Source organism: Marinobacter flavimaris (genome assembly GCF_002933295.1).
Taxonomy (GTDB): Bacteria; Pseudomonadota; Gammaproteobacteria; order Pseudomonadales; family Oleiphilaceae; genus Marinobacter; species Marinobacter flavimaris.
In genome coordinates, this window is sequence record NZ_PSSW01000008.1 from 154,150 (window position 1) to 180,644 (window position 26,495).

The following is a 26,495-nucleotide window of genomic DNA, read 5'->3' on the forward strand; positions in this document are numbered from 1 at the left end:
AACCGATAAGATGGAATAGAAGAGAGGGAAAAGCCCCTCTCTTCGTACTCTAAAGCTTGATAACTAGGAGGCCCGACGCCGGAACAGCGGGATCTCCGTATCGGTCGCGGCCTGGTAGCCCTGGCTGAAGAAGTTCAGGCACCGCGCAGCTTTGTTGATGTCCTTGTCAGCCCGAAGGACATAAGCATCGAATCCGCAGCGCTTCATGAACTGCAGCTGATCCAGCAACACGTCTCCAATCGCCCGAAGCTCATTCTTGTAGCCGAAACGTTCACGCAGTAGCCGGCCAATGCTGTAACCACGCCCGTCACTGAACTTCGGAAAATTCACAGCAATTACCGGCAGTTCGTTCACCCGACCGTCCAGAATCTCCGGCTCGTCGTGGCTGTCGAACCACACGCCAATCTCCTGCCGTCCGGTAAAATGCTCATAGCCTGCCAGCCAGAGATCCGCAGGGATTAACGCCGGCTGGTCCGCCGGAATATCCAGCGATTCGCCCTCGGCGGGGCGGGGCACCACTACCCAGTTGTCCTGGCGGATGCTGCCATCCGGAGAAATAACGTTAGGCATAAACCCGCTCCTTGAATGGATCAATTCCTACGCGGCGATAGGTGTCTAGGAAGGTTTCCTCTTCCGTGCGCTTGTCCACGTAGACATCAATGATCTTTGAAATCACCTTGGGCATCTCATCCCGTGCAAAGGAAGGCCCCAGAATCTTGCCGATTGAGGCATCATGATGGGACGACCCGCCCAGACTGATCTGATAGAACTCCTGGCCTTTCTTGTCGACACCGAGAACACCAATGTTGCCGACGTGGTGGTGACCGCAGGCATTCATGCACCCGGAAATGTTCAGATCGATATTGCCCAGGTCGTACAGGTAATCCAGATCATCGAACTGCCGCTGGATGGCCTCGGCCACCGGGATGGACTTGGCGTTGGCCAGGGCGCAGTAATCACCGCCGGGGCAGCAGATAACATCAGTCAGGGTATTCAGGTTCGCGGTACCGAAACCCATGGGCGTAATCGCCTGCCACAGTTCAAACAGCCGATCCTGGCGCACATCGGCCAGCACCACGTTCTGTTGGTGAGTGACCCGGATTTCACCGAAGCTGAACTCGTCTGCCAGATCGGCAATCTGTTCAAGCTGCTTGTCACTGACATCGCCAGGAGGAGTGCCGGTTTTCTTCATCGTCAGGGAGACGATGGCATAGCCTGCCTTCTTGTGGGTGTCCACGTTGTGGGTCAGCCACTGGTCAAAGCCCCGGTTCTCAAATCGCTGGCTGGCCAGCAGGTCCGTGGCATTGTCGATAGCCGCGTAATCCGGTTCGGTAAAGTAGGCCTGGATGCGTTGAATCGCCTCGGGCGTCAGCCGGGTCGGGGATTCCTTGATATGCTGCCACTCTGCTTCCACCTTTTCAGCAAAGCCCTCAGGGGTCAGAGCCTTCACCAGAATCTTGATCCGGGCCTTGAACTTGTTGTCGCGCCGACCGTATCGGTTATAGACGCGAAGCACGGCCTCCAGGTAGGTCAACAGATCCAGTTCCGGCAGGAAATCGCGAATTACCGGCCCGACCATGGGCGTACGGCCAAGACCACCGCCCACGTGTACCCGGAAACCGAGATCGCCGGCCTCGTTGCGTACCATCTGAAGCCCGATGTCGTGCACCTGGATGGCGACTCGATCGGTTTGCTCGGACGCGTTTACGGCAACCTTGAATTTCCGCGGCAGGAAGGCAAATTCCGGATGGAACGTGGACCACTGGCGAATGATTTCGCAGTAGGGCCGCGGATCCGCAATCTCGTCCGACTGAACACCGGAGAACTGGTCTGTGGTGGTATTACGAATGCAGTTGCCGCTGGTCTGGTTGGCGTGCATTTCCACTTCAGCGAGTTCTGCAAGAATGTCGGGAACGTCTTCCAGCGCCGGCCAGTTAAGCTGCACATTTTGGCGAGTGGTGAAGTGCGCATAGCCTTTGTCGTAGTCCCGGGTGATTCGCGCAAGCCGGCGAAGCTGGTCTGAGCGCATCATGCCGTAAGGAACACAGATCCTGAGCATGGGGGCAAGACGCTGAACGTACAGGCCGTTCTGCAGGCGAAGGGGAAGAAACTCGTCTTCAGCCAATTCTCCGGCCAGCGCTCTTTCTGTCTGGTCACGGAACTGGGCAACCCTCTCGGCAGCCATTTGCCGATCGTGTTCATCATATACGTACATAGTGGGAAGATCCTGCTTGAAAGCGACATATCCAGGCCGACGGCCTTATATCTGACGGGAAGGATAACAGCGGGTTTTTATTCTTAAAATGATTATTTCAAAATATGTTTATCGACTCAGGCGATAAGCAGAAGGAACAAGGGACTGGACGAATATCAATTAACTGCTTAACTTGGAGGATGACGTTAGCAGTGTGCGCTGCTGCCGTGATAACAAGAAAAACACGAGACAAAAACTCGGAAAGAGGAACAGACATGAAAAAGACCGCACGTTCTGACAGTCAGGCCGATGCCGTTGCCGCAGTTCTGCTGGTGGTTCTTGCCGTGGCTTTCGCGGTGGTCTGGGTAGCTGGCCAGTAGTCTACTGGCTCGCCAGGACCAGATTTACAATAACGATCAGGCCTACAACAAAGCTGGCTGTGAACAGAATGCCGGCAATGATGTAAGGCCAGGGGCTATGGCTTGAAAAGTCCTCTTCCCGGCGCTTGTCGGACTGAACTCCGAACGCGCCTGCGAGTATGCTTTGCATGACTTTCAATACGCCAGGTCCACGCGGCTTTTTTTCGTCCCGTTTTTCCGCTTCTGAAGATTCAGTCATACATCCGCCCCTGATCTGTGCTTCACCCGAAGCTTACTCTGCCGGATCGTACGCCAGGCTTGGCGCAAGCCAGCGTTCTGCCTCGGCCTTGGAAATGCCTTTGCGTTCAGCATAGTCCTCAACCTGGTCAGCGCCAATTTTCCCTACCGCAAAATACTTGGATTCCGGATGCGCAAAGTACCAGCCGGAGACGGCAGCGGTCGGGAACATGGCAAAGTGCTCGGTCAACTCAATGCCTGCAGTATCAGTGGCCTCAAGCAAATTGAACAAGGTTGCCTTCTCCGTGTGGTCCGGGCACGCCGGGTAGCCGGGTGCCGGACGTATTCCGCGGTACCTTTCCTTGATCAGGTCATCGTTGGCCAGCTTTTCATCAGCGGCATAGCCCCAGAACTCCTGGCGAACCCGCTCGTGCATCCGCTCGGCGAAAGCTTCTGCCAGGCGGTCGGCCAACGCCTTCACCATAATCGCGTTATAGTCGTCGTTGGCATCTTTGAACTCTACCGAGAATTCTTCTGCACCAATGCCGGTGGTGACCGCGAAACCGCCCACGTAGTCCACCGTCCCGGAGCCTTCAGGCGCGACAAAATCCGACAGCGCCATCATGGGTTTGCCCGGTGCCTTTTCATCCTGCTGACGGAGGTGGTGCAGAGTAGTCAGCTCCTCGGTGCAGGATTCGTCCGTGTAAAGCACAACATCGTCACCGCGGCGGTTGGCTGGCCAGAAACCGATGACGCCACGGGCAGAGACCCGCTTTTCATCAATCATCCGGTGCAGAATCTTCTGGGCATCGTCAAAGAGGTGGCGGGCAGCCTCGCCACGCTTCGGGTCATCAAAAATGGCCGGGTACTTGCCAGAAATATCCCAGGACATGAAGAACGGCGTCCAGTCGATGTAGTCCACCAGCTCGTTGAGGTCATATTCCTCGAACACCCGGATGCCGGTGAAAGCCGGCTTTGGAGGCTGGTAGCCTTCGAAGGAGATGTCGGGGGCGCGATCACGAGCTTCCTTCAGGGAAACCAGCTTGGTGCGGTCACCCCGGTTCTTGCGGCGCTCGCGGATTTCGTCATATTCAGTTCGGGCGGCTTCCACAAACTCGGGCTTCGCATTCTTGCTCAGAAGCTGGGATGCGACGTTCACGCAGCGGGATGCGTCCGACACGTACAGCGCGATGTCGTTCTTGTACTGGGGCTCGATTTTTACCGCGGTATGCGCCTTGGAAGTTGTTGCGCCACCGATCATCAGCGGAATGTTGAAATCGAGTCGTTGCATCTCGCGAGCCACGTGGACCATTTCGTCCAGAGACGGTGTAATCAGACCGCTCAGACCAATAAGGTCGACATCGTGTTCTTTTGCAGCAGCGAGGATCTTGTCGCAGGGCACCATCACACCCAGGTCAATCACCTCATAGTTGTTGCATTGCAGGACCACTCCCACGATGTTCTTGCCGATATCATGGACATCGCCCTTTACCGTGGCCATCAGGATCTTGCCCTTGGCTTTCTGGTCTTCCGTTTTCTCCGCTTCGATGTAGGGAATCAGGTGTGCAACAGCCTGTTTCATGACGCGGGCGCTTTTGACCACCTGGGGCAGGAACATCTTGCCATCGCCGAAGAGGTCTCCGACCACGTTCATGCCATCCATCAATGGGCCTTCAATGACCTCAATGGGATGTGTGGCTCTCTGGCGGCAGGCTTCGGTATCGTCCACGATATAGGTGGTAATGCCTTTGACCAGTGCATGTTCCAGGCGCTTCTCCACCGGCCATTCACGCCAGGCCAGGTCTTCCTCCTGGGTTTTGCCGCCTTTGCCTTTGTAGCGTTCGGCGATCTCAAGGAGCCGGTCGGTGGAATCATCACGGCGGTTCAGGACAACATCTTCCACCAGCTCTTTGAGCTCCGGATCGATTTCATCGTAGATCACCAGTTGGCCGGGGTTCACGATGCCCATGTTCATCCCCGCCTTGATGGCGTGGTAGAGGAACACCGAGTGGATGGCTTCACGGACTACATCATTGCCGCGGAACGAGAAGGACACGTTGCTCACGCCGCCGGAAATTGAGGCGTGGGGCAGGTTTTCCCGAATCCAGCGGGCGGCGTTGATGAAATCCACCGCGTAGTTGTTGTGTTCCTCGATGCCTGTGGCAATGGCAAAGATGTTCGGATCAAAAATGATATCCGCCGGGTTGAAGCCGATGCCGGTCAACACGTCGTAAGAGCGCTTGCAGATCTCGGTCTTGCGCTCGTAGGTGTCTGCCTGGCCCTGTTCGTCAAAGGCCATTACCACCACGGCGGCGCCATAGCGCATGCAATCTCTGGCGCGCTTGACGAACTCCTCTTCGCCTTCCTTGAGACTGATGGAGTTCACAACCGCCTTGCCCTGGATGCAGCGCAATCCTGCTTCGATCACATCCCACTTGGAGGAGTCGATCATGATCGGCACCCGGGAGATATCCGGCTCGGAGGCGACGAGGTTCAGGAAGGTGACCATCACCTCTTTCGACTCCAGCATGCCCTCATCCATGTTGATGTCGATGATCTGGGCACCGTTTTCCACCTGATCACGGGCGACGCTGAGGGCCTCTTCGTATTGCTCTTCCTTGATCAGACGCAGGAAGCGCTTGGAGCCGGTGACGTTGGTCCGCTCACCCACGTTGATAAACAGAACATTGTCGTCGCCTGTGAACGGCTCAAGGCCAGAAAGACGCAACGCTTTCGGGCGTTCGGGAATCTTCCGGGGCGGGTACTTGGACACCGCCTGGGCGATGGCTTCGATGTGATCCGGCCGGGAGCCACAGCAGCCACCGATGATGTTCAGAAAACCGTCACGGGCGAAGCCTTCGATGATCTCGGCCATTTCCTCGGGTGTCTGATCGTATTCACCAAACTCGTTGGGAAGGCCGGCATTCGGGTGGGCGCTGACATAGGTTTCCGCCTTTGCAGACAGCTCTTCCACATAAGGTCGCAGGGCGTCGGCCCCCAGTGCGCAGTTCAGGCCAACGGATATGGGTTTGGCGTGGGCCACCGAATTCCAGAAAGCCTCGGTGGTCTGACCGGAAAGGGTTCGGCCGGAGGCATCGGTAATGGTGCCGGAAATCATGATCGGCAGGGTGATGCCGCTGTCCTCAAAATACTGCTGAGTGGCGTAGATCGCCGCTTTCGCGTTCAGCGTATCGAAAATGGTTTCAATCAGGATCAGGTCGCAGCCGCCTTCGACCAGGCCTCCTACCGCTTCGTAGTAGTTATCGACCAGGGTCTGGAAATCGACATTGCGGTAGCCCGGGTTATTGACATCCGGTGAGATGGAGGCGGTCCGCGATGTCGGCCCGACGGCACCGGCAACAAATCGCGGCTTTTCCGGGTTTTTCGCGGTGTACTCATCCGCGATCTGCCGGGCCAGTTCGGCTGCGGCCACGTTCAGTTCTCTGGCAATCGCTTCCAGCCCATAGTCCGCCTGGGAAAGCTGGGTGGAGTTAAAGGTGTTGGTCTCGATAATGTCTGCGCCGGCGTCCAGGTAGTCCGCGTGGATGTTGCGGAGCAGGGCGGGCTGGGTCAGGTTCAGCAGGTCATTATTGCCCTGAACTTCCCGCTCGTAGTCGGCAAACCGATCGCCACGGAACGCCTTCTCGTCCAGCTTGAGATTCTGGATCATGGTGCCCATGCCGCCATCAAGGATCACGATGCGTTCCTGCAGGGCCTTGTGGAGCTGGTCGAGACGGGTGGTGCGATCGGTCATAGGTTTACTTCCGGATGTCGTTAAAAACGCGGTATTAAAATCAATGGCGCGGGATCATAGCAAAATTGCCCGAGCCCGTCTTAGTACGAATGACGATTATCAATTGCCTACTGCAAATACCTGCCAATACGGGAAATTCATTACCTTCGTAAAGCCCGACTATTTTACTTGGTCTTTCATGTTCCCGCGAACTCCCTTAAAATGAATCCAAACTTTCAAACGGGTTGAAAACATGGCTCAGGTTACTGTGACAGATCCCGCTCGGGATTATCTTGCACAACTTATCGAAAAACAGGACGTGGAAGGCATGGGCGTACGTATCTTCGTGACCCAGCCCGGCACCAAAAACGCCGAAACCTGTCTGGCCTACTGCCCGCCTAACGAAGTAGTACCGACGGACGAGCAGGTAGATCTGGACAAGTTCATCCTGTATCTGGACCACAATTCCGTGCCCTTCCTCGAAGAGGCCTACGTGGATTACTCCAAGGACCAGATGGGTGGGCAGCTCACCATCAAGGCACCAAACGCAAAAGTGCCCAAGATTGATGACGACGCACCTCTGCCGGATCGGGTGAACTACATACTCGCTTCCGAGATCAATCCGAATCTGGCCGCCCATGGCGGCGAGGTGTCCCTTGTGGAGATCGTCGACGAATCCGTGGCCGTGCTGCGTTTCGGTGGCGGTTGCCAGGGTTGCTCGGCAGTCAGCCTGACCCTGAAGCAGGGCGTGGAATCAACCTTGAAAGAGCGGGTTCCGGAAATCACTGCAGTGCGTGATGTGACCGACCACTCCTACACCGAAAACGCCTACTACCAGTAAGTCCTTCCTGCCCGGTTTGCCGCGCCCTGCGGGGCGCGGCATCTATTCGGCCTGCCGCATTACCGCTTTCGCCATGGCTGCTCGGCCAATGTTGTGACATTTCAATTACTTCATCATTTGTCGCATACACAGCAACTGCAGGCAGGTACTATCCTGTCTGTCCGTTAACGGCATTATCACCGCCTAAAAACGGATTACACTCTTCTACCGGGGTCAAACTTGTTCGACGTTGCGCTTCTGTCAGTGCCTCTTATGGCGGCTGTTGTTGGTTGGCTGACCAACTGGCTGGCCATCCAGATGTCCTTCTATCCGGTGCAGTTCATCGGGGTGGGGCTGATAGGGTGGCAGGGCGTTATTCCCCGCAAAGCGGAAAAGATGGCGCATATCTGCATCGACAGGACGCTTCGGCAGTTCGGCGACCTCAACGCTGTCTACCAGAAGCTTGAACCGCAGCGCATCGTTGAGCAGGTGATTTCCCAGGTGACCCCGCGGATGGATGAGTACATCGATGAGGTTATGTACGAAATCCAGCCGGTCCTTTGGGACAACCTTCCGTTATTTGTCAGAAACCGGATTTATCAGTGGGCCCGTGAACAGCTGCCCTCCAGGGTAGAGGAGCTGGTGGAGGACTTTGGTGACGATCTGGACGAGTTGGTCGACCTCAAGGCTCTGCTCAGCCGCGAACTCGAAAAACATCCGGACATGATGAACCGGATTTTCCAGCAAGCCGGTGCGGTGGAGCTTCAGTCTGTGATCAACCGAGGTGCGGTTATCGGAGGCATTCTTGGCGCTCTCCTTGTGCCCTTATGGACCCGCTATCCGGAGCCCTGGCTGCTGCCGCTGGGCGGCTTCGTGGTCGGTTTCGTGACCAACTGGATTGCCATCAACCTGATTTTCGCGCCGCTCAAGCCCCGACGAATCCTGTTTTGGAAGGTTCAGGGTTTGTTTTTGCGCAGGCAGCCAGAAATCAGTGATGTCTGGGCCAGGCTGGTGGCGGAGGAACTGATTACTGTAGAGAAGGTTGCCGACGCCATGATCAACGGCAGCCACGGTGACAGAACCCGTGCGATTATCCAGAAACACCTTCGCCCCTTACTGGACAACTCTGTCATCATGAAGCTGACGGCGCAGGTCACCGTTGGTATGACGGGTTACACCGAGCTCAAGAAAGCCATGAACCAGAAGGCGGTACTGGCTACGCGTGACGTGTTCAGTGACCCGGCTTTTAACCGTGAGCGGGCACCTGTGGTAGCCGAAGTTCTGTCCGGCCAGATGAAAGCGCTGAAACCCGATGAATTCCAGGACATCCTGCGCCCTGCGTTCCGGGAAGAAGAGGTCCAGTTGATGATTGTGGGCGGTATTTTTGGTGCCCTGGCAGGGTTACTCCAGTTCGTTTCCCTGAACTATCTGAATTTCTAGCCGGAATGAATCCCGTTATCGGGAGTACAAGGAGGAAGGCCATGCCTTTTTGGCTAACACTGACAATCCAGATTCTTGCAACCGTTGGCGCCGTGCTTGTCACTCTCTGGGGGTTCTGGCGTTTCGTGGTCCGTCCATACCTCGATGCCAGGGTGGCGGAACTGATTGAGGCCGGCCGGGAAATCGAACCGGCGGTGACTCGCGGTGTAAAAAAGGGTGTGGCAGATACCATCCGGGAACTGCCAGAAAGCGCCCTTGACGGCACCGTTAAAGAATCGACCCGCCAGTTCCTGAAATTTGGCTCTGGCCTGTTTGAGAACGGCCTGAGCAGCTTCCTTGGCAGTGCAGCGGACCTGGAACGCAACAGGCAGAAGGACGGCGCTGCCTCAAAGGACTCTAAAGACAGTTAGTTGGCCTTGGCAGCCCCGCAATCCTGCAGGCGGTCTTTGCAGGGGTGCCGGGAAACAGCTGCATCAGGTAGATGCTGTTCCCCTTATCCTCGCCGAGCGCTTCTTTGACCGCCTTCACAAACAGGCGATTAGAGGGTGGCGACATTTCATGCTCTTTATAAAAAGATCTAAGAAACTTTATGATTTCCCAGTGTTTTTCTGTGAGATCCACGTCGTCCTCGGCAGCGATGGCCGTCGCGACACCTTCGGTCCACGTCTGGGCGTCTTCAAGAAAGCCTTCGTTGTTTCGTTGTGGCATTGCATTACTGACCATGGTTTACCAACTGATTACCCGTTGTGCCTGCAATGAAAGCGTTACCATCTCCGCAAAGTCCACAGAACTGACGTTGCCGCTCAGATCTCCCAGTCCGCGCGCCTCGACGTCCGGAATGAGCGCAAAGACCTTGCTGGCGCCCGGCAGAAGGTTCCCGCGTGCCAGCAACAGCACGCCGTTGCCGGTCAGAAGAAGGCCGTCTTCTGCAGACATCATTTCAACGCACCGCGCGGCCCGGGGATGATCGGGGGATTTGTTCAATATGTGCAATGTCTGGATGTCAGTCATCTGAGCTAACCTGCAAATGCGGTGTGGTCATAGTCAGTGAGGAGATCGGCATCAGCATCTACCAGGGTGACGCCTTCAATCAGCGAATGCTCATCGAGGCCGTAGGCAATACAGGCAGCCCGATCAGCCAGGATCGCGTCCATGCCGAATATCGGTGCTGCAGTGAGATTCTTCTCCACAGACTTCTGTTCAATGCCTCCGGCGTGCTGAGTCTGTCTCAGCCAGTTAACGCCAGGCCCGGTGAATAGCAGGGATGCCGACTGGTCGAAGGCTGCCAGCGAAAACGCCATATCCAGTGCTTCCCGTCCGGTCCACGCGCCGTAGGGAGGCTGGTCAATCATGATCAGTGTGGTCATGGTCAGTCTCCAGCGTGGAAATAAAGCGTGCGCGTGGATTTGATTCGCCCCTCGACCCATTCTCCGAGGCCAGCGATTTCAAACGGGGCCCGAAGATTGGCCGAAGGCAATTCATAGCGTTTCTGTTCGGTTTCGTTGACGAGGCCACGACGCAGCGCGGAGGCAATGCATGCCACACCGGGAATCTTGTGCTGAGTCAGAAACCGGGACCATTCGTCTGGCCAGTGGGTTTCGTCAGACGGCGGCGCGCAGAGCGCAGAGGCCAAATGGACCCCGTCACCGTAGAGGAACACCCGGTCAATCTGATGGCCAGCATCTACCGCTGCCTTCGCAAAGCCGAGAGCAGTCTGGGGCGCCTGAGACGAGTAGGGCGCGCCAGTAATTACCAGGGTAAAGGTTTCGGACATGGTTCCTGTTCGTTATAAGTCTGCAAGACAATGACTTTCAGTTTACCGAAAGCAAAAACCCCGGCAACTGCCGGGGTTTCGAAGCGGCTGATTCAGCCTGGTATCAATCTTCGCCACTGAACGCAGACAGCAGGTGCAGCAGGCTGACGAACAGGTTGTAGATGGATACATACAGACCAACAGTGGCGATGACGTAGTTACGCTCACCACCCTTGATGATCTGGCTGGTCTCGAACAGGATCATGATCGAAGCAAAGATCGTGAAGCCGGCGGACACTGCCAGATGCAGAACAGAGCTCTCCATCAGGAAGGCCAGAAGCATGGCACCGATCAGTACAAACGCACCAGCGGTCAGGAAGCTGGACATGAAGCTGAAGTCTTTCTTGGTGATGATGGCCGTGGCAGACAGACCAACAAACGCAACTGCGGTCAGTGTCAGCGCCTGGGCGACAATCGAGGAAGCGCCGGCAGCTACGAAGGCGCCAATGATCGGACCCAGGGTGTATCCCATGAACCCGGTCAGGGCGAAGGTAGTCACGATGCCCCAGGGGCTGTTTTTCAACTTATAGGTTGCGAACAGCAGCCCAATGTATCCCACGATGGTGATCAGGAAGCCCGGGTGGGTTCCGTTCATGTTCAGGAATGCTGTCAGCGCCGAAAAGGCGAGTGTCATGCCAAGCAGCATATAGGTGTTGCGCAACACCTTCATCGCATCATCGCTGATGCCTGTGGTCGCGCGCTCCGTCTGGGGAGTCGAATAGGCTCCCTGAGAGTTCTGAACGCCGAATCGTCTGTCTTCCATTGTCATCTCCGTTTATAACGACTGGATACTGGTTCCCATAATAGTGTCAGATACGCAACTTTCAATCATTTACGACAGGAAAACGTCTTCCGGATTCCATTAAAAACCGTTAATGTTGAAAAATGCGGCGGGTTTTATGCAGAGCGTTGACAGCACAGGCAATTCCGGTATCATGCTCACCGCTGTCGCAATGACGGCGAATGGAAAAACCGGTGGGCTGGCAGAGTGGCTGAATGCAGCGGTCTTGAAAACCGCCGAAGGTTAGTAGCCTTCCCGGGGTTCGAATCCCTGGCCCACCGCCATTTTTCCTCTTACCTTTCTTTCTTCCGAATCTCCTGTTCCCCACGTGATATTTCCCGTCATAACGACGTGGTTATCCCTACTTGGTTTGAAGCCAGTTAACCCTCATTATCCTTGCACAGAGACTATGAGAGGGTGTTATGGGCGAATTTCAGAATCATCAAACATCTGATACCGGTTCGGCCGAACGCCGGAACCGCAAGTTTTCCGTGTCCGCAAATCGGGGCAGGGCGAGCCATAAGGTGCGTTATGTGGAGGCTGGCGGCGCCGCCGTTGATACGGGCGAATGCACGTTCTGTCAGTCTGTACCGGATCTTTCAGAGGGCTTTGAAGGCAAGGAGGGAAACCGGGGCAGCTGACGCAGCCCCGGCTATAACTCGGGGGCGGATCAGAGATCCCGGCCCGGATAGATTGCTTCTTTCTGCTCGTCTGCCCGCTGCTGGCGAGCTGCCAGAGCCTCTGGCTCGTTCTTTGGCACCTGCCAGCCTTCCAGATTTTCCTCGATCAGTTTTACCAGGGCTTCGATGTGCCCGGGTGTGGCGTTCAGCGCTGTGATGTAGCTGAACCCTTCACCGCCGGCCTCCATGAAGTACTCACGGTTTTCTTCGTCGATTTCCTCAATGGTTTCGAGGCAATCGGATGAAAAGCCGGGGCAGAATACGTCGATGGATTTGACGCCTTTGCCTGGCAGGGACTTCAGGGTTTCATCCGTGTAGGGCTTGAGCCACTCTTCCTTGCCAAAGCGGGATTGGAACGTGGTCATGTAGTCCTCTTTGCTCAGGCCCAGCCGCTCAGCCAGCAGGCGAGACGTTTTGTGGCACTCGCAGTGATAAGGATCGCCCTTGGTCAGGTACTTGAGCGGCACGCCATGGTAGGAAAATACCAGCTTCTGGTTGCGTCCATGGTTGGCCCAGTGCGCCTCGATATGGCGCGCCATGGCTTCAATGTACGGAGGATAATCCGGGTAGTGAGAAATGAAACGGAAATCGGGCAGCCAGCGCCGTTTCGAGAAATCCTTGGCAATGGCATCGAAGGTGGAGGCCGAGGTCGACGCGGAGTATTGGGGGTAAAGTGGCAGAACCAGCAGTTTCCGTACGCCCTGTTCCTGCATCTCATCAAGAACCCGGGAAATTGAGGGGTTGCCGTAGCGCATCGCAAAGCCGACGACCACGTTAGGGCCGTACTTGCGCTTGAGTGCCTCTCGGATACCCTCAGCCTGCTTTGCAGTGTGCAGCAGCAGGGGAGAGCCCTCCGGCTGCCAGACGCTTGAGTAAGCCTCTGCGCTTCGCTTGGGACGAATTCTCAGGATCACACCGTGAAGGATCAGCCACCAGAGCGGCCGCGGCAATTCGACCACCCGGGGGTCCGAGAGAAATTCAGCCAGGTAGCGACGGAGGGCCGAGGTTGTTGGCGCATCCGGTGTCCCCAGGTTGGTAACCAGCACTCCCAATCGGTCAGACTGGTTGTGGCTGAAATTCTCTGAACCTTTGTATTGCATGCGGTAGATCCTGAACGTTGGTTAGGCGGTGGCAGTGTCAGCCTTTGTCGGCGGCCTGCTGCGCCATTCTTGGTGCAAGGCCGGAAATGTCGTAACCGGCGTTGCGTGCTTTGGTAAAAATCTCATCGGCTGATGTGTTTCTGGCCGCGCTCAGAGCCCAGAGCACGGTGCAGCGGGTCCCGGAACGACAGAATGCCAGTACGGGTTTTTCGGCGTCCCGGATCATCGGCGCGAAGCGGTTTACGTCGTCGTCAGTGATGTTTCCCGACTCCACCGGCATGTATACCCACTCAAGGCCCTGTTCCCTGGCGGCGGCTTCAATATCCGCCATGGCAGGCTGGCCCGGCTCTTCGTGGTCAGGGCGATTTGCTACGAGAGTCTTGAACCCCAGCTTCGCGGCTTCTGCCACGTCTTCAATGGAAATCTGCGGGGCTACCGAAATGTTGTCGTCGATTTTTCTGATATCCATGGATGTCGTTCTCCGAATCGGGTGGTGGAGCTGCCGCCATGATCGCACAGCCCCCGGGCTGTGTCAGAATGGCGGCGGGTAAATTTACAGAAAATACTTACACTTTCGCACGGTTGCGCTCAATGACTTCGAAAATGCCCATGCCCGCAACCATGGCCGCAACAAACACCGCCGCCTTGGTTTCACCGGCACCGAGCGCGACCAGTCCCGGCCCGGGGCAGAAGCCGGCGATACCCCAGCCAACGCCGAACATAAGACCCCCGAGTACCAATCGTTTATCGATATGGGCACTGGTGGGCATTTTCATGTGGAACCCGAGAAAGGAAAGGGTGCGCTTGCGGGCAACAGCAAACGCGACCACACCCACCATGATGGCGCCGCCCATCACAAACGCCAGTGAAGGATCCCAAAGGCCTGCGATATCAAGGAAGCCGAGCACCTTTTCAGGATTGGCCATGCCGGAAACGATAAGCCCCATTCCGAAGACAAGGCCAGCAAACAGAGAAGCAAGAGAAAATTTCATGGCGTCACACCCCCATCAGGTGACGAATCACGTACACGGTGACAAATCCGGCAGCCATGAAGCTCATCGTGACTGCCAGCGAGCGCAGCGATAGGCGGGACAGACCGCAAACCCCGTGTCCACTGGTACAGCCGGAACCATATCGGGTGCCGATCCCCACCAACAGCCCCGCAACAATGAGCGCGGGATAGCCGGCCTCGATTTCGATAGGGGGAAGCTCTGTAGCCAGTACCCAGACTGCCGGTGCACCAATCAGTCCGGCAAGGAACGCCACGCGCCAGGCAATATCGCCTTTTGCCGGTGAAAGAAGTCCGCCAAGAATGCCACTGATGCCTGCAATCCGCCCGTTGAGAAGCAGAAAGCTGGCGGCAGCTATGCCCACCAGTATGCCACCCGCCAACGCTGACCAGGGGGTGAAGTTACTCCACGCAATTTCAATCATCTGATACTCCGAATTTTATAGACTTTCATATTGGAATAAGCATATATCTTGGGGCAATAATAACAAAAAAAAGCCCGGCAAAGGATGCCGGGCAGAGGCGTGCGAGTAGTATCCATGAAAGACTTCCAGACAAACCGGCATCAGCAGGGACGCCGGTATTGGGAAGTATTGACTATATTTTGAACACTTCAAGCGAGACTCACTTTCGTTTGAAAACATTTTTTCATATCGGATGCGTCTTTATACTGCCGCCTTTCGTTGCGCGGGTTCCAGGCCGACTGAAATCCGGGCCAAGCTGTAATACAATGGCGGTTAGAAAGAACTATCCGCACTCCCGAGGTTGTACATGTCTGACGAGAACGACAATAAGCCGGAGAATGATCCGCAACTGGCGGCAAAAATCAAGGGTTCAGCCCGCCAGATCTGGCTGGCCGGGTTGGGCGCCTATACCAAAGCCGAGGAAGATACTGGCCGTTTCTTCGAGCGTCTTGTGCAGGAAGGTGAGCAGCTCGAGAACAAAACCCGGGGCGTCGTCGAAAAGCAGATCAAGTCCGTGGAAGATCGGGTTGAAGGGGTTCGGGAGCGAGCCACTGGCACCTGGGATCGGCTTGAGCACATGTTTGATGAACGGGTGTCCGGTGCCCTGAGACGTCTGGGCATACATCGCCGTGAAGAAATCGAATCTATGGAGCGGCGTATTGAAGCCCTTGAATCAGAACTTGCCCGCCTGCGGAAACGTGCCGGTGACGACGAAGAATAACGTTACGGCTCAGAGATAATCCCGGCTCATCAGCCGGGCTTCCTCCCGGTCGGCCGGCGCAAGGTAGGGCAGCACCAGGTGCATCATCTGGTAAACACCCCGCCCCGGATCCACTGCCTCCCGGTCATCCAGGTGAGAGAGCGTATCAAAAGCACTCCAATAACAGGCGGTTAGCGTCAACTGCTCACAAAGAGAATCAAGCTCTTCCTGCTCAATCGCCATAATGCCCTGGCGTCGAAAGCTCTCGCAAATCGTCTTGAAAGCCAGTCTTTTCTTTTTCTGGATGCGCTTGAATCGTACCTGCAGCTGATCGTACCGGGACAACACGTTCACCAGATCCTGATAGAGGAACCGGTAGCGGGCTACGGTCTCGAACAGCAGGTGTAGAAAGAACCCCTGCTGGTCGAGGCTGATGTCGGCGTCTTCCGGAACCGCCAACAAGTCGACCATGTCGTGTTCGTACTGGTCGAAGATTTCCTCGACAATATCGCCTTTGCTCTTGAAGTGGTAATAGAGGTTACCCGGGCTGATATCCATCTCATCAGAGATCAGCAGGGTGGTGACATTGGGTTCGCCGACGGTGTTAAACAGCGCCAGGCTGGTCTGGAGTATACGGTCGCGGGTTTTGATTTTTTTCATATCGCGCCGGGCCAGCCCCTAGAGCTCGAAGCTCGCCCAGACCGGACAGTGGTCGGACGGCCTTTCCATGGCTCGAATGTCGTAGGAAACACCCGCTTTCCGGGCTTTGGGCAGCAGGCTGTCACTGGCCATGATCAGATCAATCCGCAGACCACGCTTGGGGTCTCGCTCGAAACCCTTGCTGCGGTAGTCAAACCAGCTGAAAGTGTCCGCTTCATCAGGATGAAGGTGCCGGAACACATCGGTATAACCGCGAGACTCGACCTGGCCCAGCCATTCCCGTTCCTCCGGGAGGAAAGAGCATTTACCGGTTCGTAGCCAGCGTTTGGCGTTGTCGGCGCCAATGCCAATGTCTTTATCGGTTGGAGAGATGTTCATATCCCCCATCACCACCACGTAGCCGCCCGCTTTCTTGAGCTCGTCCAGGTAACGCATCAGATCCCCGTAGAACTTCTCCTTGGCAGGAAACTTCACCGGATGGTCACGGCTTTCACCCTGGGGAAAATAGCCGTTGATCACCGTCAGCTTTTCGCCATTGACCGTGAAATGGCCGGTAATCAGCCTGCGCTGGGAATCCTCACCATCCCACGGGTAGCCTTTGACAACCTCCTCCGGCTCCGCTTTTGAGAGCAGGGCAACGCCATAGTGGGTTTTTTGCCCGTGGAAATGCACGTGGTAGCCAAGGTCCCGGATTGCTTCTACCGGAAAGTCGTCGTCCTGAACCTTGGTTTCCTGAAGGCCGATAAAATCCGGTGCGAGGGCGTCTATTACGGCTTCAAGCTGGTGCAGGCGGGTGCGGATACTGTTGACGTTGAAAGAGACGAACATCATTTCAAAATACTCTCCGGCGTTGATTCCCGTCGGAGTTTACCATACTGACCCCCGGGGTCTGCCTTGGCAGGGGCGACAGTTTCAGGGGGTCAGTTCACAATCCGGGGTGGTATTCACTTTATAGCGGATATGGGCGGTGTAGTTTTCATCCTGGTTTTTCCGGATATTGGTGAGGCCCAGATAGTCGGAAAGGGCACCCGAGTTGCTGTAACCCAGCACGATGGGGTCGACCAGGAAACGCAGCACCATGCCGGTAGGGCGTATCTGTACGACATGGTCAGCATTCACCCGGTCGTTCTCGACCCGTTCCAGAACGAAACCATAATGCTCGCCCCGGGTAGGTCCAAGAAACCGGAATTCAACCGGCTCGCCAGCCACAACACTCTGCCAATTCTGACGTACGAAGTTATCGAACCCGGCATCCACAACGGTAGTTTCCGGGTATGTCACCTCGAATTGCTCTGAATCGCCGCCTGGCGTCTGCCAGTCGATCACCAAAGTGTCGGGTGCAGGGTAGGTGATCTGCATTTCTTCACTGAATGTCGGCTGAACGAAGTCTACGGACGGACGCAGTACTGAAACCTCGTATTCAAGGTCTTTGCGGGCGAATGACTCGTCCGCGTCCGGTTTGAAGTAGGTCACCTCGTGTTGCCGGGGCCGGAATACGCCTTCCTCACAGGTACCATCAACGGAATGGCGCTCTTCGTAAATAACGTTGCCGTCTCCCGTGCTTGCGGTACCGATGAAACTGAAATCTGCGGCCGCGGCCGGCCCTGCGACTGCCAACAGCGCCACGTAAACTGACCAGGTAGCGCGTTTCATCGAACCAGCTCCGGGTAAAGCGTTTTGCGGGCGAAAAGCAGCAGCGGGAAGACAACCAGCCAGCCAAACCCGAGTGCAATCAGCGATGGCAGCAAGTCTGGCAGCTGCACTGCACCGAGCTGGCTCGCCGACCAATAGGCGAAGGGGCCGGCAAAGGGCGCAAGTACGAAGGGCAGCCAGGCTTTCTTGCTGATCCAGTCGAGGGAATGGCTCAGAGTCGTCATGAAGATGGCCCAGATGGCGACAAGCCAAGGGGGAGTGAGCATCACTTGTCCGGAGCCGTCGTCCAGAATGCCGGTCCGGAACCAGATGCCGTCCAGAACTGAGCCTACGACGGTTCCCAGGCCGATAAACTGAAGCTCGGTCATCCGGTTCTGGCTTACCAGGACAAAATGCAGCACCAGAAATATCACCACGATCCCGGCGCCGATCAGCCCGGGATAAAACACGCAGGCAAACCAGCCTGCCTGGAACAGTAGGAAATTAAGAACGTTACGGGCAGTTTCGGAGGCGATCATACGCTCAAGATGTTCTCGCGTTTGTTGCCGGGCTTGGCGAACACCAGCTGCGCAACGCCAATGGCCCGCTCGCTGAAGCCCGCTTCACAGTAGGCAAAGTAAAAGTGCCACAGGCGCCGGAAAGCCTCGTCGTAACCCATCGATTCAAGCTTGTCCCGCTGGGCCATGAACCGGTCGCACCAGTCGTGAAGGGTCCTGGCATAGTGGAAGCCCGTATCCTCGGCATGGGTGAGTACCAGCTTGCTTTCTTTTCGAACCGATTCGAGGATGGCTCCGAAAGAGGGAATAAAGCTCCCCGGGAAGATAAATCGCTGGATAAAATCAACGTTTCTCAAAGCTCTCTGGTACCGCTGCTCCGGCATGTTAATGGCCTGCACCAGAGCCAACCCGTCGGGCTTCAACAGGGCGTTAATTTGGGAGAAATAGCTGTCGAGAAACTGAGGGCCAACGGCTTCAATCATCTCGATGGAAACAAGTTTGTCGAATTGCCCCTCGAGGTCCCGGTAATCGTCAAACAGTAGGGTAATCTGGTCCTCCAGCCCCTCTTTCTGGACCCGTTCTTTCGCAAGCTCCAGCTGCTCTCTGGAAATGGTCGTCGTGGTGACATGACAGCCATAGTGTTTGGCGGCATGGATCGCAAAGCCACCCCAGCCGGTGCCGATTTCAATCACCTTGTCCCCGGGCTGGAGGTCCAGCTTCCGGCAGATGGTGTCCAGTTTGTGCACAGCCGCTTCTTCAAGGCTCGATTCGGCGCTGGGATAAATCGCCGACGAGTACATCATGGTTGGATCGAGGAATGTCTCGAACAGGTCATTGCCAAGATCGTAGTGGGCGCTGATGTTCTTTCGAGAGCCTTCCTTGGTGTTCCGGTTCAGCCAGTGCAGACCTTTGAGGGCAGGCTTGGTAACCCAACTGAAGCGGTCTTCAAACTCGTTCATACGGTCGACGTTGCGGGTAAAGAACCGGAGCAGGGCAACCAGATCGGGGGTTGACCAATCACCAGCGACATACGCTTCTGCCGCGCCGACGCTTCCGCCAGTCAGCAGGTCCCGCCAGGTGCTGTGATCGTGGATAATCAGCTCTGCCGGCTGGTATTGGCTGTCGCCATTCCCGAATACCAGATCCTCGAATCCGGATTCCCGAACCGTCAGTTTGCCCTCGCCCAGCAAACGGAGCTGTTGAATCACCAGGGCACGTGCGAAACGGCTTAGAGCCGGCAGGCTGCCCGATTCGGATTTGGTGTTTTCAACCGAAGTATTCAGGTTCTCCATGAACTTACCCTTCCACGAATCTTGTCATTGGTCTCGGAGCTGGTGACATCCAGCCCGGAATCATCGTGCCCACGGCGGTAGGCGGTATCGTCCTCGGAAAGCTTGTCGGGGTGGGTGTAGAACGGTGCCCCCTTGAGCTTGAGACGGAGGGCGTGCCAGTAGATGCCTGCCACAACCTTGAATGCTTCAAGCGGAAACTTTCGAAGACTTCTATGCACATCTTTACGAGTGAGAGGGGTACGTTGGACTACCAGAGTGGCGTCAAAATGCTTGCGACCCTCTTCCAGAACATTCATGTGAATTCTGAGATCAGGGCCCCTGAAACTGAATGTCCATTCGTAATGCTGGTTCATGCCGTTGAAAGGCGACACATGAAAGCGTTTGCTGAAACCAAACTGTTCGGTGCGCCAGCCCGCCTGGTTCGGCTCTGCGCCGGTCGTCTCCAGGCAATAGGCATGACGGTCATGCCACGGGGTGTTGGTAATCTGGGCAACGATGACCTTTGGAACCACGCCATCCGCCGGGCACTCGCCGGCGCGATAGCAGAAGTAGAAGCTGACCGGATTGAACACGTAACCAAAGTAACGCGGATGGGTAATCAGCTCGACTTCACCATCCGGGCGCCAGCCGGTGGCCCGTTCCACGTGGTCACGCACAGCGCCTGAGAGGTCGCCTGTCTCTGGACGGAAGTAGTCCCTGCGCTTCAGAGACATCCAGTTGAAACGTTCCAGGGAAAATAGCGGGCTGATATCGGAAACCTGGTTCCACTCGTCGGTGTCCAGGGCCAGCATGCCGGTGCTGTAGCTGAATTCGTGTTGCACCGGGTACTTCCGCCTGTGCCGGACAGTACCCTCCAGCCATTGGCTGTTCACGGTCAAAGCTCCACCCCGAACGCTTCGGTGACCCGCAACGCGCTGCGAACGCCATCTTCATGGAATCCGTTGAACCAGTATGCACCACAGAAATGGGTTCGATTTTGGTTACCGATTTCGTCGTAGCGTTCCTGGGCTGCCACCGCGTCCAGTGTGAATACCGGATGGGCGTATTCGAAGCGCTTGATCACCTTTTCGGGGTCGATATCTCGGCTGCGATTGAGGGTCACACAGAAGGTTTCCGGGGCATCATGGAAGTTCTGCAGTATGTTCATGTTGTAGGTGACAGAAACCGGTTCAGTACTGTGGGTCGGAATAAAGTAGTTCCAGGCAGCCCATGCCCGGCGATTGTCCGGCAACACGCTGCTGTCTGTATGGAGCACGACATCGTTGTTCTGATAGGCCATGGCTCCGAGTATGTCCCGTTCCTTGTCGGTCGCGTCAGCGAGCATGGCAAGGGCCTGGTCGCTGTGGCAGCCAAAAATCACCTGGTCAAAGTGGTGTTCCTCGCCCCTGACAGTCATGGTTACACCGTCCTCATGGCGGACAACCCTGTCGACAGGGCTGTTCAGGTGCATGCCATCACCCAGCCGTTCCATCATTTTCTTCACGTATTGGGCAGACCCTCCGGAAATCACCCGCCAGGTTGGGCGGTCATCCACAGACAGCATGCCGTGATTGTTGAAAAACTGCAGGAAGAACCGGATTGGAAACTGTTCCAGCACGATTTCCGGTGCTGACCAGATCGCCGCGCCCATCGGAACAATGTAGTAGTTCCTGAAATAGCGGGAGTACCCATTCCGATTCAGGTATTCCCCCAGTGTTTCTTCATTGTTGATATTGCCGGCTTCAAGGTCTGCACGGGTTTCCTTGTTAAAGCGCAGAATCTCCCGCACCATCTTAAGGAACGGCAGGTTGAACAGATTCTTTCGCTGGGCAAACAGGGTATTCAGGCTGGTGCCGTTGTACTGCAGGCCGGTGCTGCTGCAGTCCACGCTGAAGCTCATGTCGCTGACTTCCGACGGAACTCCCAGACGCTCCATCAGTTTGATGAAATTCGGGTAGGTCCAGTCGTTGAAAACGATGAAGCCAGTATTCACCGGCCAGGTCCGGCCACCGGCTTCGACCTGTTCGGTGTTGGTGTGACCGCCGGCATAGTCGCCCGCTTCAAAAACCTGAACATCGTGTTTCTCGGCCAAAAGCCAGGCAGCCGTGAGGCCGGAAACGCCGGCCCCAATGACAGCAATCCGCTGACGCTCACTACTCATCCATTATTTTCCTGTTCGGTGTTGCTTTTACGGGCCATAGAGGCCGACATACGGTCGATCAAGGGCCGGGGAAGGGCGCCCAGCGCTTTCAACATCCAGGTGAAGCGCTTGGGGAATGCAATCTCGTTCTTGCCACGCGCGAGACCACTGACAATACGTTCCGCCGCATCCTCTGCAGTAACCAGAAAGGGCATTGGAAAATCGTTCCGATCGGTCAATGGTGTCTTGACGAATCCGGGGGAAACCACCACTACGTCGATCCCTTCGGCGTCAAGGTCTGCCCGGAGTGCATGGGCAAAATAGGTCAGCGCCGCCTTGGAAGCGCCGTACCCTTCAGCCCGGCCAAAAGGGAACCACCAGGCGGAAGAGCTGACGATCACGAGGGTCGCCGGCTGGCCTTTCGCCCGGCTGCGCCTGAGGGCCGGCAGAGCAATATCGAGACATCGCGCCGTGCCAATCACATTGGTGTGAATGTTCTTCTCGATAACGTCACTGTTGTAGTGCGCTATCTCCAGATATTCACAGGTGCCGGCGTTAAGTATCACCATGTTCAGGTCGCCGTGATTTTCCAGTGTGCCCGCGATGGCCTGGAGGTCTTCTTTGCTGGTGGTGTCTGCCGCCGCCGGTATAATCCGGCCTGGCGCTGCGGAGGCCAGTTCTTCGAGAGCCCCCTGTCGGCGGCCGGTAATCACAAGCCGGTGACCACCGCGTGCCAGGGCACGGGTAACGGATTCGCCAATGCCTGAACTGGCGCCGGTAATCCAGATATTCGAGGTTTCCTGAAGTCGATCACTCATCCTGCCTGATCCTTGATCCAGCGAATGGCCCTGCCAATCACCGGCAGGTTTTCGTAGAGCATTTCCCCGGCGTCAAAGTAATCACGGTGGTAGCACACCATCCCGTCCCGGATTTCGAGGTGGCTGATGCCCTGCACCTGGACTTCACGCCCCTTGCGAAGGCGCTTGTGACGAAGGTGCATAACCCAGGGCAAGGCGGCAAACTCACCGTGAACAACGGCTTCACCGAATTCAAAGCGACAGGAGATGACATTCGCATAGGCCCCGGCGAAATAGTGGGTCAGCTCATCCAGGCCCGTTACGGTGCTCAGTGGGTCCTGGAACCGGATATCCTCGCTGTAGACCCGGGAGAGCTTGTTCAGATTACCCTTGTCGAGTTCGTTGAACAGCGCTCTGAAATTATCGAGCGTTGCCGGCACCGCCGAATTACGCGTACCTACTTCGATCTTTGAGGCGGTTGTCATTGCCTGCTCCTCCTCATTTTATCCAGTTCGCGTGTTTCTTCCTGAATGTGCTTGGGTATCGGGTTGAGCTCCCAGATGATGCCAAGCTTCGACATCAACCATAGCCCATACCAGGTGATGTCAATTTCATACCACCGGAACCCCTGGCGAACAGATTGCGGCCAGCGGTGGTGATTGTTGTGCCATCCTTCGCCCAGGGTAAGCAGAGCGAGCCAGAAGTTGTTCCGGCTGTCGTCCGAGGTTTCAAATCGGCGCTTGCCCCAGACGTGGGACAGAGAGTTGATGGATACCGTGGCGTGAAACAGCACGACGGTCGATATGAAGAATCCCCAGACAAGCATCTGCAGACCGTTGGTCCCCAACCCCGGAGCCCACGCGGCCAATGCTTCGCCCAGCGCGTAGATACCAACGGCGGCGAGAGCCGGTACCAGAGCGTCAAACCGGTTAATCAGCCTGAGTTCCGGGAATTTCAGCCAGTCCCGAATCCGACGTTCGTCGGTCGCAAAGCCGGCGTCACAGGTGAACCACCCCATGTGCGACCACCAGAATCCGCCCTGATGGGGCGAGTGCAGGTCCTGAACATCATCGGAGTGCTGATGATGATGGCGGTGGTGGGCAGCCCACCAGAGCGGGCCGCGTTGGGCCGCACTGGCGCCGAGCACCGCGAATACAAACTGGGCAGGCCGGCTGGTCTTGAACGTCTTGTGGGCAAAATAACGATGGTAGAATCCGGTAATCGCAAACATCCGCACGAGGAAGAAAGCAATCGCGAATCCGATGGCGAATGCGCTTACGCCGGTGTAAAACGCCAGAAGGCAGGCCAGATGGAGCGCAATGAACGGAATAACGCGTAAAAAATTGAATGATCGGGACGTGGTGTCTATGTGATCCGAACCTGCTTCGGAATCGAACCACCTCAGAATGTTTGTAAGCCAATGTTGCATTCGGGTCATACCCTGATTGCCCTTTCTCTTTAATGGAATCTTGATCGCACACTCAGTCTTGATGCCGCTGGTGTTTCATGGAGAGTAGTACGATCTCACTACTGTAATTGGATGCACGATAAACCATGTTTAATCAAACCTTTGATTCGTCACTTATACGCCGTATCGCCATTGTCGGTTCAGGCCTCTCCGGGCTGACCGCCGCTATCCAGCTGCGCGGTCTCGGCCATGACGTTACGGTCTTCGAAAAAAGCCGGGGACCAGGTGGCAGGCTCGCTGCGAAGCGGGTAACCGGCGGATCGGCAGATATGGGCGCGCAATACTTCACCTCCCGGAACCCGGATTTCCTGCCGTTTCTCCATAAATTTGCCGGCCCTGAAAGCTTCGGACCGTGGGAAGGACGGTTTGGTTTCCAGACGAATGCTGATAAACGGGAATCCTTCCCTCAGGAGACCCGTTACGTCGGAATTCCCCGCATGACAGCGATTACCCGGGCCCTGTCCGGACACGCTCACGTTGTTACCGAGACACGCGTTGCCACATTGGCCCGAAACGACCAGTCCTGGTCGCTCTTTTCCACCGCCGGCTCGCACCTCGGCGATTTTGATGCAGTTATCGTTACCGCGCCTCCGGCACAGGCTCGGGATTTGCTGGCGGACAGCGGCCTCGACGCTCTGGCCTCCCACCTGGACGATCCGGTGAGCCGGGTTCTGCCATGCTGGGCCGTTGCCGCCCACTTCCCGGTATCGCCCTGGCCGCATCACGAAGGCATGCGCTGCAAGCACCCGGCGCTGTTCTGGGTGGCCAACAACTCCAGCAAGCCCGGTCGAAACGACGAGGGCCAGTGGTGGGTTTTGCACGCCAGCCCGGCCTGGACCGAAGACCATGTGGATACACCAGCCGAGGAGGTGGCCGAAAAACTGTTGGCTGCGTTTCGTGAAACGACCGGCTTCGATACCGGTCCGGACGAAGTGGTTACCCATCGCTGGCTCTACGCGCGCTCTGAAGGCGGAGAACCCCCTGGCCATCTTTGGTTCCCGGAATACAAGATCGGGCTCGCAGGCGACTGGCTCAGTGGCGGCCGGGTAGAGGGCGCGTTCGACAGTGCCTGCGGACTGGTTGCCGAACTGACGACACTTCCCACTACTCAGTGAGAGACTCCTGGTTACCGGTGGTCACATCGGGCCGGGTATAGAAATGTGTGATGGTGCCGTCACTGAACTTGCTGAAGAAGGCGCTGACGTCGGTGATCTTCTTCAACGACCGGGTGCGGTGGATAGGTTCGCGCACGAGCACCTTGATGCCGTTGAAGTTGTCCTGAATGTTCGAGAAGCGCGCCCGCATCGAACAGGTCACTACCTGGGCAGGGCTGAGAGAAAGCTCTTCGGCCAACCATGCGCTATGACGTTCGATCCCCCTGGCTGAGAGGTCTTCCCGGGTATCCAGATGGTTCAGTTTCACCCGGTTTACAATGCAGAACGAGAAACTCTTCGGGTGCTTGCGAGCCACTTTCCGAAACGCCTCCCAGAAGAAGTTGTCGGTCAGTTCTGCAAAGTAGGCCATGTCGCTCAGGCAGGTATCCACCCATTCAAAGTTCTCCGGGTCATCGAGCACTTCGTTGATCGCTTCCCGAAGCAGCCAGTCAAAGCCCAGGGCGGTCTTGTGGGCGTAAACCTTGCGGTACATCTGGTGGCGACTGTAGACAAAGTCCTCGAGCGCCCCCAGTCCTTTCTGGGTTATGGCCAGCCCCAGCCAGGGTTCGGACACATCCCATCCAAAACGCAGGTTGCTCAGAAGGTGGTCCAGATTGAAACCGCCGATGGTTACCGAAGAGTGGAAGCCGTCCCGCAGCATGTAATCGGCCCGGTCAGCGTCGATTTCGCCGGATACAATCGATGACAGCAGATCCATCACCAGCCCGGGAATGTTTTCGCTGAGCGGTGATCCCGCCGCGGCATCCTCTCCCGCAATAAAGGCCCAGAATGTGCGGGCATGACGACAGAACGTCTCACTGGGTTTTACGTCCGTCGTTTCCATAATGCCGATAACGTCCCGGGCGAAAAGCCCCGCACCTTCGAGATCCACCGCCATGAGCACATCGTGGGCGACACGCACCGAATAATGCTCGTGTTCCAGCTCGTCGGGTTCTTCCGGGTGGTAGGCGGAATAATCCACGCCGCGCCACAGATCCCGGAAGCGGCCGGGACGGGACATCAGTTCCCGAATGCGCCGGGCCTGGGTGAACTGATGGGAAAAACTAGAATGCCCGCTGTCATGCAGAAGACAGCCCAACCGGATGGTTTTGGCCAGATAGTCGATGGCGTCGAGCTGGCTCAGGCTCAGGTCGGTTTGCTCGCTGAGCTGGCGCTCCCTGAGGTAGGCGTCGATCATCGAGCGGAACATGCGCGTGCCCACATGCATCACACCAATACAGTGCAGAAAGCGGGAATGGGTTGCACCGGGAAAGACCAGGCTCAGGATGTCGTTCTGGCAGATGTTTCGCAGTCGCTGGAACAGCGGGTGATCAATAACCTGGATCTCGTGCCGGTAAAGCGGAATGCCTCCGTGAACCGGATCCATGATCAGCTTGTCATAGGCTCCGAGTAGATCGTTTACGGCACGTCGCATCAGATGGAATCCTCCGATTTCATGAACTTGGCCTTGTTATATCACAGGGGCGTGCCAGAATAGGCTTAATCAAGCCAATTTATCGTTTAT

At 56.4% G+C, this 26,495-nt stretch carries 30 protein-coding genes and 1 tRNA gene; 7 read left to right on the forward strand and 24 right to left on the reverse strand.

From position 1 onward, the window contains the following. Positions 1-63: 63 nt before the first annotated feature. The 4 genes from MDHKLMBL_RS15010 to metH form a co-directional block, all read right to left on the reverse strand. The gene (locus tag MDHKLMBL_RS15010) at positions 64-570 is read right to left on the reverse strand and encodes a DUF934 domain-containing protein (RefSeq protein WP_008171689.1); all 507 of its coding nucleotides are present in this window, start codon (positions 568-570) and stop codon (positions 64-66) included. Further along, the gene (locus tag MDHKLMBL_RS15015; protein WP_053115358.1) at positions 563-2,215 is read right to left on the reverse strand and encodes a nitrite/sulfite reductase; all 1,653 of its coding nucleotides are present in this window, start codon (positions 2,213-2,215) and stop codon (positions 563-565) included. Before MDHKLMBL_RS15015 ends, MDHKLMBL_RS15010 begins: the two co-directional genes overlap by 8 nt. 360 nt (positions 2,216-2,575) lie before the next feature. After that, positions 2,576-2,812 (reverse strand): DUF2970 domain-containing protein, encoded by a 237-nt coding sequence (locus MDHKLMBL_RS15020; protein WP_008171686.1) that lies wholly within the window; start codon positions 2,810-2,812, stop codon positions 2,576-2,578. A gap of 33 nt (positions 2,813-2,845) precedes the next feature. Then, entirely contained in the window at positions 2,846-6,544 is a 3,699-nt protein-coding gene (metH, locus tag MDHKLMBL_RS15025) for a methionine synthase (RefSeq protein WP_104271246.1), read from the reverse strand. Between the two features lie 232 nt (positions 6,545-6,776). On the opposite strand from metH, the gene nfuA reads away from it, so the two are divergent. The 3 genes from nfuA (at position 6,777) to MDHKLMBL_RS15040 (ending at position 9,193) form a co-directional block, all read left to right on the forward strand. Next, positions 6,777-7,364, forward strand: coding sequence for a Fe-S biogenesis protein NfuA (gene nfuA / locus MDHKLMBL_RS15030; protein WP_008171684.1), 588 nt, complete (start codon positions 6,777-6,779; stop codon positions 7,362-7,364). Positions 7,365-7,583: 219 nt separating this feature from the next. Next, positions 7,584-8,783: a DUF445 domain-containing protein gene (locus MDHKLMBL_RS15035; RefSeq protein ID WP_008171683.1), complete on the forward strand. Its 1,200-nt coding sequence runs from the start codon at positions 7,584-7,586 to the stop codon at positions 8,781-8,783. A gap of 41 nt (positions 8,784-8,824) precedes the next feature. Beyond that, positions 8,825-9,193, forward strand: coding sequence for a hypothetical protein (locus MDHKLMBL_RS15040; RefSeq protein WP_008171682.1), 369 nt, complete (start codon positions 8,825-8,827; stop codon positions 9,191-9,193). Here the strand turns inward: MDHKLMBL_RS15040 and MDHKLMBL_RS15045 are convergent. The 5 genes from MDHKLMBL_RS15045 to MDHKLMBL_RS15065 form a co-directional block, all read right to left on the reverse strand. Beyond that, positions 9,180-9,506 carry a TusE/DsrC/DsvC family sulfur relay protein gene (locus MDHKLMBL_RS15045; RefSeq protein ID WP_008171680.1) on the reverse strand — a complete coding sequence of 109 codons (327 nt, stop codon included), beginning with the start codon at positions 9,504-9,506 and terminating at the stop codon, positions 9,180-9,182. The genes MDHKLMBL_RS15040 and MDHKLMBL_RS15045 overlap by 14 nt on opposite strands. A 3-nt stretch (positions 9,507-9,509) precedes the next feature. After that, positions 9,510-9,794: a sulfurtransferase complex subunit TusB gene (tusB, locus tag MDHKLMBL_RS15050; RefSeq protein ID WP_008171678.1), complete on the reverse strand. Its 285-nt coding sequence runs from the start codon at positions 9,792-9,794 to the stop codon at positions 9,510-9,512. Between the two features lie 5 nt (positions 9,795-9,799). After that, entirely contained in the window at positions 9,800-10,150 is a 351-nt protein-coding gene (locus tag MDHKLMBL_RS15055; protein ID WP_104271248.1) for a DsrE family protein, read from the reverse strand. 2 nt (positions 10,151-10,152) lie between these two features. After that, positions 10,153-10,557 (reverse strand): sulfurtransferase complex subunit TusD, encoded by a 405-nt coding sequence (tusD, locus tag MDHKLMBL_RS15060; protein WP_008171675.1) that lies wholly within the window; start codon positions 10,555-10,557, stop codon positions 10,153-10,155. Between the two features lie 103 nt (positions 10,558-10,660). Continuing rightward, positions 10,661-11,359 carry a Bax inhibitor-1/YccA family protein gene (locus MDHKLMBL_RS15065; protein ID WP_014577154.1) on the reverse strand — a complete coding sequence of 233 codons (699 nt, stop codon included), beginning with the start codon at positions 11,357-11,359 and terminating at the stop codon, positions 10,661-10,663. 211 nt (positions 11,360-11,570) lie between these two features. Here MDHKLMBL_RS15065 and MDHKLMBL_RS15070 point away from each other — a divergent pair. Beyond that, positions 11,571-11,661, forward strand: a tRNA-Ser gene (locus tag MDHKLMBL_RS15070). Positions 11,662-11,799: 138 nt separating this feature from the next. Next, positions 11,800-12,018: a hypothetical protein gene (locus MDHKLMBL_RS15075; RefSeq protein WP_008171673.1), complete on the forward strand. Its 219-nt coding sequence runs from the start codon at positions 11,800-11,802 to the stop codon at positions 12,016-12,018. 29 nt (positions 12,019-12,047) lie between these two features. Here MDHKLMBL_RS15075 and hemH read toward each other — a convergent pair whose 3' ends face one another. From hemH to MDHKLMBL_RS15095, 4 genes are all read right to left on the reverse strand, one after another. Next, positions 12,048-13,157: a ferrochelatase gene (gene hemH, locus MDHKLMBL_RS15080; RefSeq protein WP_014577152.1), complete on the reverse strand. Its 1,110-nt coding sequence runs from the start codon at positions 13,155-13,157 to the stop codon at positions 12,048-12,050. Positions 13,158-13,194: 37 nt separating this feature from the next. Next, a complete protein-coding gene (locus MDHKLMBL_RS15085; RefSeq protein ID WP_008171670.1) occupies positions 13,195-13,626 on the reverse strand; it encodes a protein tyrosine phosphatase family protein in 432 nt (143 codons plus the stop codon). 97 nt (positions 13,627-13,723) lie between these two features. Further along, positions 13,724-14,149, reverse strand: a complete 426-nt coding sequence (locus MDHKLMBL_RS15090) for a YeeE/YedE family protein (protein WP_008171667.1) — start codon at positions 14,147-14,149, stop codon at positions 13,724-13,726. Positions 14,150-14,153: 4 nt separating this feature from the next. Next, entirely contained in the window at positions 14,154-14,591 is a 438-nt protein-coding gene (locus tag MDHKLMBL_RS15095) for a YeeE/YedE family protein (protein WP_008171666.1), read from the reverse strand. A 346-nt stretch (positions 14,592-14,937) separates the two neighbouring features. Here MDHKLMBL_RS15095 and MDHKLMBL_RS15100 point away from each other — a divergent pair, with 346 nt between their 5' ends. Beyond that, positions 14,938-15,351, forward strand: coding sequence for a phasin family protein (locus tag MDHKLMBL_RS15100; protein WP_008171665.1), 414 nt, complete (start codon positions 14,938-14,940; stop codon positions 15,349-15,351). Between the two features lie 9 nt (positions 15,352-15,360). Here MDHKLMBL_RS15100 and MDHKLMBL_RS15105 read toward each other — a convergent pair whose 3' ends face one another. The 10 genes from MDHKLMBL_RS15105 to MDHKLMBL_RS15150 all read right to left on the reverse strand — a co-directional run bounded on the left by MDHKLMBL_RS15105 (position 15,361) and on the right by MDHKLMBL_RS15150 (position 23,786). Further along, positions 15,361-15,990, reverse strand: a complete 630-nt coding sequence (locus MDHKLMBL_RS15105) for a TetR/AcrR family transcriptional regulator (RefSeq protein ID WP_008171664.1) — start codon at positions 15,988-15,990, stop codon at positions 15,361-15,363. Between the two features lie 18 nt (positions 15,991-16,008). Continuing rightward, entirely contained in the window at positions 16,009-16,821 is an 813-nt protein-coding gene (gene xthA / locus MDHKLMBL_RS15110; protein ID WP_008171663.1) for an exodeoxyribonuclease III, read from the reverse strand. A gap of 81 nt (positions 16,822-16,902) precedes the next feature. Further along, positions 16,903-17,643, reverse strand: a complete 741-nt coding sequence (locus MDHKLMBL_RS15115; protein ID WP_008171662.1) for a hypothetical protein — start codon at positions 17,641-17,643, stop codon at positions 16,903-16,905. Further along, positions 17,640-18,161 (reverse strand): DUF2878 domain-containing protein, encoded by a 522-nt coding sequence (locus tag MDHKLMBL_RS15120; RefSeq protein WP_053115357.1) that lies wholly within the window; start codon positions 18,159-18,161, stop codon positions 17,640-17,642. Before MDHKLMBL_RS15120 ends, MDHKLMBL_RS15115 begins: the two co-directional genes overlap by 4 nt. After that, a complete protein-coding gene (locus MDHKLMBL_RS15125) occupies positions 18,158-19,432 on the reverse strand; it encodes an SAM-dependent methyltransferase (protein WP_104271249.1) in 1,275 nt (424 codons plus the stop codon). Before MDHKLMBL_RS15125 ends, MDHKLMBL_RS15120 begins: the two co-directional genes overlap by 4 nt. Beyond that, on the reverse strand, positions 19,420-20,304 hold the full coding sequence (locus tag MDHKLMBL_RS15130; protein WP_053115355.1) for a DUF1365 domain-containing protein: 885 nt from the start codon (positions 20,302-20,304) through the stop codon (positions 19,420-19,422). Before MDHKLMBL_RS15130 ends, MDHKLMBL_RS15125 begins: the two co-directional genes overlap by 13 nt. A 2-nt stretch (positions 20,305-20,306) precedes the next feature. Next, positions 20,307-21,572, reverse strand: coding sequence for an NAD(P)/FAD-dependent oxidoreductase (locus MDHKLMBL_RS15135; protein WP_104271251.1), 1,266 nt, complete (start codon positions 21,570-21,572; stop codon positions 20,307-20,309). After that, positions 21,569-22,369, reverse strand: coding sequence for an SDR family NAD(P)-dependent oxidoreductase (locus tag MDHKLMBL_RS15140; RefSeq protein ID WP_104271253.1), 801 nt, complete (start codon positions 22,367-22,369; stop codon positions 21,569-21,571). Before MDHKLMBL_RS15140 ends, MDHKLMBL_RS15135 begins: the two co-directional genes overlap by 4 nt. Beyond that, positions 22,366-22,833, reverse strand: coding sequence for a nuclear transport factor 2 family protein (locus MDHKLMBL_RS15145; protein ID WP_104271255.1), 468 nt, complete (start codon positions 22,831-22,833; stop codon positions 22,366-22,368). The genes MDHKLMBL_RS15140 and MDHKLMBL_RS15145 overlap by 4 nt, the downstream gene beginning before the upstream one ends. After that, positions 22,830-23,786, reverse strand: coding sequence for an acyl-CoA desaturase (locus MDHKLMBL_RS15150; protein ID WP_062784249.1), 957 nt, complete (start codon positions 23,784-23,786; stop codon positions 22,830-22,832). Before MDHKLMBL_RS15150 ends, MDHKLMBL_RS15145 begins: the two co-directional genes overlap by 4 nt. A gap of 116 nt (positions 23,787-23,902) precedes the next feature. Here MDHKLMBL_RS15150 and MDHKLMBL_RS15155 point away from each other — a divergent pair, with 116 nt between their 5' ends. Next, complete coding sequence (locus MDHKLMBL_RS15155; RefSeq protein WP_104271257.1) at positions 23,903-24,931, forward strand: NAD(P)/FAD-dependent oxidoreductase; 1,029 nt, start codon at positions 23,903-23,905, stop codon at positions 24,929-24,931. Here the strand turns inward: MDHKLMBL_RS15155 and MDHKLMBL_RS15160 are convergent. Further along, positions 24,921-26,405, reverse strand: a complete 1,485-nt coding sequence (locus MDHKLMBL_RS15160) for an HD domain-containing protein (protein ID WP_104271259.1) — start codon at positions 26,403-26,405, stop codon at positions 24,921-24,923. The two genes, MDHKLMBL_RS15155 and MDHKLMBL_RS15160, sit on opposite strands and share 11 nt — an antisense overlap. Positions 26,406-26,495: the final 90 nt, after the last annotated feature.